The sequence below is a fragment of the Brevibacillus porteri genome (assembly GCF_003013475.1).
Taxonomy (GTDB): Bacteria; Bacillota; Bacilli; order Brevibacillales; family Brevibacillaceae; genus Brevibacillus; species Brevibacillus porteri.
Window position 1 is genome coordinate 110,997 of record NZ_PXZO01000019.1, and the last position, 12,248, is coordinate 123,244.

Sequence of the window (12,248 nt, forward strand, 5' to 3'; positions counted from 1 at the left end):
CTCATTTTTTACCAAGGGAATTTTTGTTTAACATGAAACTCGTACCTAATTGTATTGTACTCGAAGGAATAATCTTTAGTGCTTAGTTGAGAATGAAATTGGAATGTTGTCCCTCCTCGATCATGTACATCCCAGGTTGCTTCAACTCGATAATCGGTTTCAGCCTCAAGTGAATCTGGATCTTGACAGACCACTTCAGCTTCATCATTATAGCCATTTCCACCCATTGGATCATCTTCTACTTCCATGTAAGGATCAGGCAAATCGGTATAAATACCTCCATCTAATGCACTAACTGTTTCATCATTATCATCATTAACAGAAATATCCATCGTGTAATAAGTAACTCCGTCATCTTGAGAATATTGTCCCAATGATTTTAATTCTCTAATTGCTTTCTTATCAAACGTAAACCTAACATGGGTCTCTACAGTGTCACCAGTGTCTTTCAAGGATGTGTTTCCCTCATATGGGAAAGCAGAATAATTTGATTCAGACCAGCTTTTAGATTTACTCCAATCTGCTGCAAATGTTTGCTGGGGAAATAAAGCGAGACCTAGAACTAAAGTTGAAATAGGTAAAACAAGTTTTTTCCGCAACATCATCACACCTCTTTTGTATTTTTTCCAATTATATACATATTTTAACATATTACTTCATGCTTATTTTGTGATGCTTTTGTTAACATTTTACAAATAACGGCAATAAAATACATTTATTTTATTTTATGATATAATCAGGAAACGATAGGTATCGAAGAGACTTTAACACCCCCTATCCTGAGAGAGAATTTATTTCAATAACAATAAACGGAATTTGAAAGTTTAGGAGGGAGCAAAATGTTGTTGTTATCACTATTGTTACTCGGTCTGATTCCTGTACTTGTCGCAGCGGTAGTTTCCTCTGCTAAAGGAGAAAATAAAGTAAGAAAGATAATTTTGGGATTTGTCTTTGGATATTTAACGTTTTATATTTGTTCCGTTATCTATATCAAATGGTTATATTAATTTGCAAAATTCTTGTATATTTTCCACCCCAGATAATTAAGAAGGAGCAAAGCTTTGAGCTTTGCTCCTTTTCTCTTTTACTATTTAGAACTACACCACATATGCTCCCGCTTCGATCACACGATCCGCAATCGAACGTTTGAGTGCCACCGTATTGATCGGCGTGCGGCGGGTCAGCTTTTTCAGGATCGAGAGGCGCAGACGAAGCTCGTCGCCCTCTTCCATTGCCGCCAATGCTTCCTTCGCCCAGCCTTCGATACGATCGAATGCCTCATGCACATAGACAGCGGTCATTTCCAGCTTTTGCTGCTCGGCTTCGATGCCATTTGCCGCCATTGCTTTCTCTGTACGCTTCACGATGCTGTCCATTGCATATAGCTCGATCAGCATGTCAGCCGCGAATGCCAATAGTTCCTGTTCTTTGGACATCGCTTGTTGGTATTTCATCAACGCAGAACCAGCCACCATCAAAATAATTTTGCGTGTGATGTTGATCAGATGCTTCTCCATAGCTAAAGGTGCATCTTCAATCTCTTCTGGATAATAGCTCATCAGATCTGCTTGCAGGCTGCTTGCTGCTTGCATGAGCGGCAGTTCGCCTTTCATCGCCTTTTTCACGAGTGTATCCGGAATGAGCATGCGGTTGATTTCGTTCGTTCCTTCGAAAATGCGGTTAATCCGCGAGTCACGGTACATATTCTCGATTTCATACTCGGACATAAAGCCGTATCCACCGTGGATTTGCACGCCTTCGTCCACGCAGTAATCCAAAACCTCAGTGGCAAATACTTTATTGATCGAGCATTCGATCGCATAATCCGCAATCGCCTTCGCAACCTCTGCGCCATCATCCGCTTTTTCACCCAATCGAGTCAGTGCTGTATCGAACAGACCCACTGTCCGATAGACGGAGCTTTCAGCTGCATACGTTTTCACTGCCATATTCGCCAGCTTGTTTTTGATTAAAGTAAAGTTGGCAATTGGCGTTTTGAACTGCTTGCGTTCTTTTGCGTAGTTCGACGCGAGTTCCACCGCTTTTTTCGCGGAGCCGACTGCGCCCACCGCGAGCTTGTAACGACCAACGTTCAAGATGTTGAACGCGATCACGTGACCTCTTCCAGGCTCACCTAGCAGATTGTCTATCGGCACAGGTACATCTTGCAAAATGACCGTGCGTGTTGAGGAGCATTTGATCCCCATCTTCTTCTCTTCCGGTCCAAACGAAACACCTGGGAATGTCCGCTCGACGATAAAGGCAGTAAATTTTTCGCCATCGATTTTCGCGTATACGATAAATACATCAGCAAAGCCAGCGTTTGTGATCCATTGCTTCTCTCCATTGAGAATATAGTGCGTGCCATCTGCGGAGAGAGTCGCTGTCGTTTTCGCACCCAGCGCATCTGAGCCAGAGCCTGGCTCTGTCAGGCAGTAGGCAGCGATTCGTTTTCCAGATGCCAGATCAGGCAGGTAGCGCTGTTTTTGCTCTTCGTTTCCAAAGTACACGATCGGCAGTGACCCGATACCGACGTGGGCGCCGTAGCTGAGCGCAAAGCCGCGAGCCAGCGAGAACTTCTCTGTGACGAGTGCAGTGCTGACTTTATCCAGCCCCAGTCCCTCGTATTTCTCTGGAACGTCTCCAGCCAATAGACCGAGCTCCCCTGCTTCCTTCAACAGTCGAACCGAAATATCAAATTGGTGGTTTTCAAGCTCTTCCAAATGAGGACGAACTTCATTATTGACGAAATCCTCCGTCGTCTTGGCAATCATCTTTTGCTCTTCGGTGTATTCTTCTGGCACGAATACATCATCAGCTGAACCTGCATCGATCAAAAAGCTTCCACCGCGGATCAAATCTTTTGTTTCTGCCATTACTATCCCACTCCTTATTTTAAATTTAGATCATCTCAAAAACGCCAGCTGCTCCCATTCCACCACCGATACACATCGTAACGACTCCGTATTTGCCACCTCTGCGCTTCATTTCGTTCAAAAGCTGGACGGTCAGCTTGGCACCACTGCAACCGAGTGGATGCCCTAATGCGATTGCCCCACCATTTACATTGACCTTTTCAGGATTGAGTCCCAGCTCGCGAATGACGGCAATCGATTGAGAAGCGAACGCTTCGTTTAACTCAAACAGATCGACATCCTCCAAGCTGATTCCCGCTAGCTTCAATGCTTTTGGAATCGCGACAACCGGGCCAATCCCCATGACATCAGGGTCTACGCCGCCAACCGTAAAAGAACGGAACTTTGCCATCGGCTCGACACCCAGCTCGGCTGCTTTTTCGGCAGACATCACGAGAACTGCCGCTGCGCCGTCGCTCGTTTGCGAGGAATTTCCTGCCGTTACGCTGCCTTGCACATGAAAGACCGGCCTGAGCTTAGCGAGTGCCTCCATCGTCGTGTCCGAGCGCGCTCCTTCATCCTTGTCAAAAACACGTTCCTGGACGTGAACCTTGCCAGCTTCATCTACAAAATGCTGCTTGATTGTCAATGGTACGATTTCATCCTGGAATTTTCCTGAAGTTATCGCAGCTGTCGCACGCTGATGACTTTGCAGAGCAAAAGCATCCTGATCCTCACGAGAAATGTTGTACCTCTTCGCTACTTCTTCAGCCGTATGGCCCATGCTCATGTACGCTTCCGGCTTCGTTTCTACCAGAGTCGGATTAAGTGCGATTTTGTGACCGAGCATCGGCACCAGACTCATGCTCTCCACCCCGCCAGCGACAACCACATCGGAGCTGCCGACCATGATCTGCTGCGCAGCGTAAGCAATCGTCTGCAAACCGGAGGAGCAAAAGCGATTGATCGTGATTCCCGATACATTTGTCGGCAATCCGGCACGCAGTCCGATCAAGCGAGCCATATTCATGCCTTGCTCAGCTTCCGGTACAGCCGTCCCTATGATGATATCCTCGATATCAGCCGGATCGAGCTGTGGCACGCGGCGCAACAGGTCGCTTACAACTGCGGCTCCCATATCGACTGGGTGAAAATCTTTGAGACTTCCTTTTTTCGATTTACCGATAGCGGTGCGGGCGCCCGCGACAATAACTGCTTCTCTCATCGTTATCCCTCCCTCTCCCTAGTTACGCAAAGGCTTATTTTTGGTCAGCATGTGCTGCATCCGTTGCTGGCTTTTCGGTGTCTTGATCAGTTCGAGGAACGCTTGCTTTTCCAGCTCCAGAATGTAGCTCTCTGTCACTTCTGTACCCGCTGGCACGTTACCACCGGACATGACATAAGCAACTTTGCTTGCGATCAACTCATCATGCTCGGAAATATATCCACTCTTCTTCATGGCATAAATATTTTGGCGCAGGTTCGCATAACCCGTTTCTCCGATGACGCGAATTTTGCGTGGCGCGGGTGGCGTGTATCCCTCTTTATCCATCGTGAGCACCAGCTGCTTCGCATCGTATAACAGATGATCAGCATTCACGCTGATGCGATCAGTCGGTCGCAGGTACCCTAGGTTGATAGCTTCCTGACCACTCGTAGATACCTTTGCCATGGCAATGGCTTCAAACGCCTTCGCCACGAACGGGAACGAATCAACTGGCACGCTGCCTCCCTCTGGAACGTTTTCCATTGCACGGAACAGCATCTCCTTCGTTCCCCCGCCACCAGGCAAAAGTCCTACTCCCACCTCTACCAGTCCAAGGTACGTCTCTGCCGATACCTGTACACGATCCGCGAGATAGGCCACCTCGACACCGCCGCCCAACGTCATGCCGAACGGTGCTGCGACGACTGGACGATGCATGTAGCGCAGTGCCCGTGCTGTTTTGTGGAAGTTCGTGACGAGCATATCGAGCTCCAGCCAGTTCTCATCCTGTGCTTCCATCAACGCCATTGCGAGATTCATCCCGACGCAGAAGTTCTTGCCTTGATTACCGATGACCAGACCAGCGAAGTTCTTCTGCACTTCCTCTGCGGCCTGACTTGCCATGTGCAAGACATCCATACCGAGCGCATTATGCGGAGAGGTGAATTCCAGACATGCGACTCCATCGCCCAAATCGATCAAGGCGGCACCCGCATTTTTCTTGATCAGCTTGCCTTGCTCCTTAAGTGCTGCCAAGTTGATGTTTTCTTTGCTCTCTTCGACGTCCTTGTAGGTGCCTCCGATGGAAAACACGCTGCGCTTCCCTTGCTCTTGTTGATAAAAGGAGGTTTTCCCACTCGCGAGCAGCTCCTCAACGAGTGCCGGAATCTTCTCGTTTTCCTCACGCATTCTTGCCACTGACTTTTCGAGACCAATGGCATCCCATGTTTCGAATGGTCCCATCTCCCAGCCGAAGCCCCACTTCATGGCCTGATCAACAGAGACGATATCATCCGCGATCTCATGAGCCTTTTCCGCAGAGTACAACAATACCTTTTTGAAGACACTCCAGACAAACTCACTGCCCTTGTCCTTGCCGTAAGCGAGCGCTCTCAACTTCTCAGGCAATGTCTTGGCTGTTTTGGCTGTTTCGAGGGAAGGGAACTTCGGCCTCACACTTGGACGGTATTCCAGCGTGTCAACTGACAGTGCCAGGATCTCTTTCCCTTTCTCCGTCTTCACCTGCTTGAAAAAGCCTTGACCAGCTTTTTGCCCAATCCATCTTTTCTCTACCATTTGCAGAACGAACTCCGGCACTTCAAAAACCGAGCGCTCCTGTTCATCCGTGCTTTTGTTCCTGACGTTACCCGCCACATGTACGTACGTATCCAGTCCGACGACATCGAGTGTACGGAACGTAGCGCTCTTCGGACGGCCGATGACCGGTCCTGTCAACGCATCTACCTCATCTACCCCAAGCCCCAGTCGCACCATTTCGTGGATCGAAACCTGCAATCCATATGTACCGATGCGATTCGCAATGAAGTTAGGCGTATCCTTGCAAACGACCATTCCTTTTCCGAGCACATGCTCACCAAAATGCTTCATGAAAGAGATGACTTGCGGGTCTGTATCAAGACCTGGGATCAGCTCCAACAGTTTCAAGTAGCGCGGTGGGTTAAAAAAGTGCGTGCCGAGGAAATGCTTGCGGAAGTCATCAGAGCGTCCCTCTGCCATTTCGTTGATAGAAACACCGGACGTATTGGAAGACACGATTGTCCCTGGCTTGCGATGCGCTTCTACCATAGCGAAGACGCTTTTCTTCACTTCGATATTCTCGACGACTACCTCAATAATCCAATCGACCTCGCTCAAGCAAGAAAGATGGTCTTCGAAGTTACCAACTGTAATCAGGTCGATGTTCTTTTTATCGTAGAGCGGTGCCGGCTTCTCCTTCAAAAGTCGGTCACGGCCCGCTTGTGCGATCCGGTTTTTCACCACGCTATCAGACAAAGTAAGTCCTTTTGTACTCTCATCTGCTGTCAATTCACGCGGCACGATGTCCAGTAAATAAGTGGGAATACCGACGTTGGCTAAATGTGCTGCGATCCCAGCGCCCATGACGCCTGAACCGAGAACTGCCGCCTTGCGAATTTTGCGTTCCATCTCCAAATCCTCCTTTTTAAAAACCTAGTCATGGCTTATTCATGGTCAAAAGAATGGCCTCGCAACAGTGAATACCTAATATTCAGACTAGAGAAGCATTTTTAAAACTTCTACTTTGTCTATAGATATTCCTGTGTACATCAGCACATGTCTCTCATTGAATGAATGCTCATTCAGTATGTGGGTTAAAAAATGACATCCCACGTTTTGGCTGTCTTACATGCCCGGAGATGTTACGCTCCCACCAACTGAATCACCGTTCAGTTTTTATTGTAATCGAAAATTCTGTCAGTTGCAATCGTCTCTTGTCGCTTCTTTGTAAGAAAAAAAGAAACGGGGCACCCTGTTGTCCAGTGCCCCTTTTTCTGTGCTATTTTTGCGAGTAAATCAGCGTGGTGATCTTGCGTCCGTAAGCGTTGGACGCGTCTCCTTCCAATCGGTATTCAATCTGGAAGTCTCCGCTTTTTGGGTCTAGATAATGAGCAATCACCCAGAGGGTTTTCGAATTGTTTTCGTCTACCTTGACCGATACTTTTACTGGTCCGTTATATGTGGGCACTTGCTCCAGCTTTGCCATGCTTTTGAGCGCATCGTCTGTAAAGAGCACAGACAGCTGCTTCTGATTTTTTGTTTCGTACGCCAAATTCGCTGCTCGTAAATACGCCTGCGCGATGTGCTGCTGATTCGCAGGTGAACCACGGAACTGCGAAGCTACATCCATCCGGTAATAATCAATCAGTCGACCCATCACGACAACGTATTCTGCACGCGTCAGGATCTTGTTTGGAGAAAAGGTCTTGTCCGTGAGAAACAGATTGAATTCCCGGATCGCCAGTGGGTACGGTGAATATGTATCCCGATAGAATCGGTCGCGCTTCCATTCGTAATAGCTGTTAAAGAAAGAGACTGTATCTTGTGGTTTAATATTGGCTGTACGGAATTTTTGTGGTGCCAGCATATGAAACAGCATCAAGCTGGCCTCTTCTCTCGTCAATGGCCACTGCATCCCGGCACTGGACATCCACCAGTTCGGATTTTCCTTCTCTTGCTTTTTCATCAGGTGTCCGGTTTCAGCCAAATATAGATAGTACAGCATCCGGTCTCCTGGATCAAACTTGCCCAAATCGTCTGTTTCGATTTTCATCATGGTCTTTAGATTGCTCAGCAGTTGATCTACTTCCCCCCGGAGTAGATAGCGATGATCCAGGTTTGGCTTGCGTTCTGGCTTTTCTATCGGTCCATATACCGTCTCAAATACGCGATTCAGCATAGCCAAAGCTTCGCCTCGAGTAATTGGCTTGTTTGGGTAAAAAGGCTGATATCCCTTCCTCTTTACGATGCCCAGATCCGCCATTTTGTTGATGTGCTCACGCGCCCAATGTTCCTGTATGTCCGTATACATGCCAGGTGCAGCCGCATTCGCACTCCCTGAAAAAACGCTTTGCACTACTAGCAGTGCCAAGAGAAAAACGATAGCAAAACGCTTTACCATGACTTACGATGACTCCTTTCTTTCCATGATCATTTCCTTACTCCCTTTTTTTGGAATTCGTCCCCAGTAGCATCCATTCCTGCCATATTGGTCTATTTTCCTGGGTCTGATCTCTCCCTTTCTTGTATCGGGATGAAAACGGAACTTCGTTATACTTTTTCAAAACAAATGAAAAAGAGCCGCACTTTGTAATAGCGGCCCAATTATATCCTTTTTCTCTATGCGCTGACTATCCTTCAATCTGCTCTAACCAGCCTGGTCCCTTGGTAACAACCAACCGATATAAGAAAATGTTAATGAGAGTGAACAGGACGATAATCCCAAGAGCGGTCCCTAACATAGATGTCCCCAGCGAAAAACTGGCGAGGACGACTAGTCCTCCTGCCATAAGGCCTAGTACCAGCGGGAAAAGGGGATTGAGATTTTGCTTGATGGCCTCTTGTTCGGAGCTCCAACGCAGCTTAGGCAGCTGTAAATCCACCAAGATTCCGACCATGTTGATAAAAATCAGCCCCGGAATTCCACTCACGATGGCAAGTATGATAAAGCCAGGCGAAAGCTGTAAAAACCATACGGCCTCTGCAAGAAGCAGCAACATACTCACTGCACTTAGCACCAATCCTGGGAACAGCTTTGCCAACAGAATGTCGCGATATGGCATAGGCAGTAGCTTGTTCGTAAAGAATCCCTGTCCTTCTCTGGATATGGCAGTTACGGAGGTGCTATTCATGGCACCCATGATAAGAAAAGCAGCAAAGGCGATGGCTATGCTCATACCCGCTACCGAGCCTTTCTGCATGACAGTTTGAATGAATGAAATCATTTCCCCGCTGTCACGACGGCTAAGTAATGGGATCAACATGAGTATCGGAATCAGAATGCTGGATAGCGTACAGTTCATCAGAAATGCCGGTGTCCGCCATAACATTCTCCATTCCTTGAGCGCGTATGCCAGCATAGCCGGACGTTTTTGGACAAGCTTGGCAAATGCAGTATCGACAATTTCTTTTCGTTTGGCGACTGACTCACTCATTCCCATCACACCCGAGAAGTAGAGATACGCTCCGGCGTAGAGAAAGGCGGCTATACCTGTAATCGCCACGAAAAGGAAAGCAAACAGATAGCCGAGAGAACCCCAAGTACCGCTGTCTATTAAAGCAAGGGCAGCCAGATTACTTCCAGGGAACAGCTGAGTGACAAAGCCCAACAGCCCATTTTCTTGTGTCAACAGCATTTGCTGAATTTGCTCCATACCAAATTCACTTCCGCTAGACTGACGTTGGAACAGCGCTTGAAAACCAACGACAATTCCAATCCCGATCAGTCCTCCGATGATACGGAAGCGCTCTTTGTATTTTTTGACGTTCGTAAAACGCATGAACAGCATCACGACAAGAGCAGCCAGCACAAGCGGCAAAACAGGAACAACCAAAAAGACAAGGATCGCTAGTAAATAATACATGATCCCTGCGCCGCTTTTCACGCCAAACGTAATGAACAGAGGCCCCAGGAAAACCACTGCTGTATAATATTCATACACGAGTGCAAGAGTAAATTTGGCTCCGAGAATATGTCCTGGAGCAAGCGGCATCGGCAACAAATGCTCAACATCCTTGGAATAGTAGAAAACACTCAAGACATACAAAATCCCGAATAAAAAGATGACAAGAGATGTCATGGCTACGCCAAATCCGAGTATAGCCCCCTGCTGTCCGATCAGCGCCAATCCGTCATACAACTCTGAAATCACCAAGACAGCCGAACCAATCATGGGAAGAACACCTAGTGCAATGACAATGAGTAACAGAGCGGTCTTCCAGCCACTCCCTTTCTCCACTCTCCAGGCTGGCTCCGCGTTTTTCATCATCATCTTCGTCAAAATCAGCACTTTATTCATGCTTGGTCAACTCCAGGAACAAGCTTTCCAATGATACGTCTGACTGAAAATGCTCGCGCAGCTCAGCAAAGGTTCCACTGAACAAGATTTTACCTTTGTTGATGATCCCGACTCGATCGCACAGCTTCTCAGCAACCTCCAGTACGTGTGTGGAAAAGAATACGCTTCGACCGCTATCCGCATGTTCACGCATCATTTCTTTTAACGTAAAGGATGACTTGGGATCGAGTCCAGTCAAAGGCTCATCGAGAATCCACACTTCTGGCTGATGAATGAGCGCACCCATGATCATGATTTTTTGACGCATACCGTGCGAATAGCTCTGAATCGGATCCCCCAATGCGTTCTTCATGTCAAAGCGATCCGCCAACTGCAAAATCCGTTTTCCTCGTACCTCTTGAGGCACCTCGTAAATATCTGCCATGAAGCTGACATACTCCAGACCTTTCAGGCGCAAAAAAAGATCAGGGCTATCCGGTACATAACCGAATTGGCGTTTTGCTTCCAGTGCTTCGGATCGAATATTTTTTCCATTGATCGTGATCTCACCGTGATCCGGACGTGTGATCCCTGTGATCATTTTGATCGTGGTTGTTTTGCCAGCTCCATTTGGTCCGAGGAAGCCAAAAATTTCTCCTTTGGGCACTGTGAGATTCATTTGATCAACTGCTTTTATGATGCCGTTGTAGCTTTTCGTCACATTGACAAGTTCTATCATTGGTGTGTCTCCCCTCTCCCCCGCCGTTTTCAACATTTTTTCCTTTACTTCCACTCCTTTTATTACGAGTGGTTCAAAGAAAAGTTCCGGGAAAAGAAAAAGAGCCGTCGGTTATCCCAACGGCCCTCGTGAAAGCTTCTTAGTCTTGTGGTACAAAGCTACCATCACGCAGCATAGTCAATTCACCCATGATGAATGCTAAATCTTCGCTCTCGCCGAACTTGCCACTTTCCTCCAACGCTTCCAAACGACGCAAAAGCATGTTAGCAAAATCTTGAATCTGTATCGGCTGCGCCTCCATATCTGCATCATCCAAAACTTCAAAACTAGTCAAGGCTTCCAAGTGGGTTACGATACGGAAACCGCCGATTTCCCCCAGGAACTCTTGCTTGTTCATTTTTGATTTCTCCAATTTTTGCAGCATGGACAAAATATCATTCGCTACCACGCTCGGAAAAGCAACCTGATAAAAGTTGCGATTTTTCGCTTCCTCGGTTTTGATTATCAAAACATCAATACCATCTGGCTTTTTTGCTTTTTTGCCAAACCCAAACATATATTCCACCTCAATCGTTCGATCTGTCCAACTCTCTCCATGATAGACATAATCCGAGAGTCAGACAACCCCTATCCATATATTAACTGGGCTATTTGTCTTTTTTGACACACACGCTAACGTAAAACGACTGCTTCCAAGTGAGGTGTGCCATGAAAGTCAACTGGAAAAATTGGATGTTTATTCTCGCTCTCTCTTTGCTCGTCACAGGATGCATGACGCAAGTAAAGCAGGAGCAGGCAAAAAACAAGGCCAAAACACAGAGTAAGCCTGCCAAGCAGTCTGCCATCCAAAAGCTTGGCGATAACAAAATGGATGTGGTCCTCTTTTTGAAGCAAGCCGAGCATCAGCTGGAAAATGTATATTATGCTGCTGCGGACAATGCGAAGGGCAAATCTGAGTTTGAGGATGGTCTCGTCTTTCGTGAATTGCCTGAGCGCTTCGACAGTAAAGACAAGATAACGGGGTACTTCGGCCGTTTTTGGAGCCGTCCACTGGCAGAAGCCATGTACGACAACATGACGACCAAGCTGGTGAAGGAAAAAGTATACGTAGCAATCCCACGCGTCGACTATCCGACTCTGATCTCGGTACGAAACACGACTGTTCAAAAAAACAATGGAGAACTCAGTGTGACCGTGGAGGATGTAACCGATTCTTCCTTTGCTTCTGACCGCACGCTGCGCTACCGACTCGTACGCGATCAAAAGACCAAACGGTTCGAAATCAAATCACGGGTGGGCGCTTATGGGAATGAACAATTTCAATAAGCCTCTTGACATTTCTTGCAGACCAAGCGAATAATAGTGAATTAATAAGCACATAGTGAGCGGCAATGACGGGGAATAGTAAAACCGCCCTTCAGGTCCAGAGAGCGAAATCCACCGGCTGAGAGGTTTCGTCCTTGAATCGATTTGAACCCACCCCAGAGCATCCAGGGAAGACCTGGACAGGTTTCTTTCACCTGTTATCAAAGAAAGAGAGCCGGGCGTTTCTGGCTGAAGTATGCCTTCAGTCCAAAACGTCAAATAAGGTGGTACCGCGTGAGGTTATCAAGCCCTTTCGTCCTTATCAAAGA

Annotated in this window: 10 protein-coding genes; 2 read left to right on the plus strand and 8 right to left on the minus strand. The window is 47.3% G+C overall.

The annotated features are described in order from the left end of the window. Positions 1 to 8: 8 nt before the first annotated feature. A complete protein-coding gene (locus C7R92_RS11975; RefSeq protein ID WP_146147611.1) occupies positions 9 to 650 on the minus strand; it encodes a hypothetical protein in 642 nt (213 codons plus the stop codon). A gap of 189 nt (positions 651 to 839) precedes the next feature. Between C7R92_RS11975 and C7R92_RS32015 the strand changes: the two genes are divergently transcribed. Next, positions 840 to 1,007, plus strand: coding sequence for a hypothetical protein (locus C7R92_RS32015; protein WP_158265746.1), 168 nt, complete (start codon positions 840 to 842; stop codon positions 1,005 to 1,007). A 90-nt stretch (positions 1,008 to 1,097) separates the two neighbouring features. On the opposite strand, the gene C7R92_RS11980 is transcribed toward C7R92_RS32015, so the two are convergent. The 7 genes from C7R92_RS11980 to C7R92_RS12010 all read right to left on the minus strand — a co-directional run bounded on the left by C7R92_RS11980 (position 1,098) and on the right by C7R92_RS12010 (position 11,170). After that, positions 1,098 to 2,876 carry an acyl-CoA dehydrogenase family protein gene (locus C7R92_RS11980; RefSeq protein ID WP_106834410.1) on the minus strand — a complete coding sequence of 593 codons (1,779 nt, stop codon included), beginning with the start codon at positions 2,874 to 2,876 and terminating at the stop codon, positions 1,098 to 1,100. A gap of 25 nt (positions 2,877 to 2,901) precedes the next feature. Next, positions 2,902 to 4,080 (minus strand): acetyl-CoA C-acetyltransferase, encoded by a 1,179-nt coding sequence (locus C7R92_RS11985; protein WP_106834411.1) that lies wholly within the window; start codon positions 4,078 to 4,080, stop codon positions 2,902 to 2,904. Between the two features lie 18 nt (positions 4,081 to 4,098). Continuing rightward, complete coding sequence (locus C7R92_RS11990) at positions 4,099 to 6,507, minus strand: 3-hydroxyacyl-CoA dehydrogenase/enoyl-CoA hydratase family protein (RefSeq protein ID WP_106834412.1); 2,409 nt, start codon at positions 6,505 to 6,507, stop codon at positions 4,099 to 4,101. A 370-nt stretch (positions 6,508 to 6,877) separates the two neighbouring features. After that, positions 6,878 to 7,999 carry an S-layer homology domain-containing protein gene (locus C7R92_RS11995; protein WP_106834413.1) on the minus strand — a complete coding sequence of 374 codons (1,122 nt, stop codon included), beginning with the start codon at positions 7,997 to 7,999 and terminating at the stop codon, positions 6,878 to 6,880. A gap of 229 nt (positions 8,000 to 8,228) precedes the next feature. After that, complete coding sequence (locus C7R92_RS12000; protein WP_106834414.1) at positions 8,229 to 9,896, minus strand: putative ABC transporter permease subunit; 1,668 nt, start codon at positions 9,894 to 9,896, stop codon at positions 8,229 to 8,231. Beyond that, complete coding sequence (locus C7R92_RS12005) at positions 9,889 to 10,614, minus strand: ABC transporter ATP-binding protein (RefSeq protein ID WP_069849140.1); 726 nt, start codon at positions 10,612 to 10,614, stop codon at positions 9,889 to 9,891. The genes C7R92_RS12000 and C7R92_RS12005 overlap by 8 nt, the downstream gene beginning before the upstream one ends. Positions 10,615 to 10,753: 139 nt before the next feature. After that, the gene (locus tag C7R92_RS12010) at positions 10,754 to 11,170 is read right to left on the minus strand and encodes a hypothetical protein (RefSeq protein ID WP_017251477.1); all 417 of its coding nucleotides are present in this window, start codon (positions 11,168 to 11,170) and stop codon (positions 10,754 to 10,756) included. 152 nt (positions 11,171 to 11,322) lie between these two features. On the opposite strand from C7R92_RS12010, the gene C7R92_RS12015 reads away from it, so the two are divergent. Then, positions 11,323 to 11,940 carry a hypothetical protein gene (locus C7R92_RS12015; RefSeq protein ID WP_069848869.1) on the plus strand — a complete coding sequence of 206 codons (618 nt, stop codon included), beginning with the start codon at positions 11,323 to 11,325 and terminating at the stop codon, positions 11,938 to 11,940. Positions 11,941 to 12,248 lie beyond the last annotated feature (308 nt).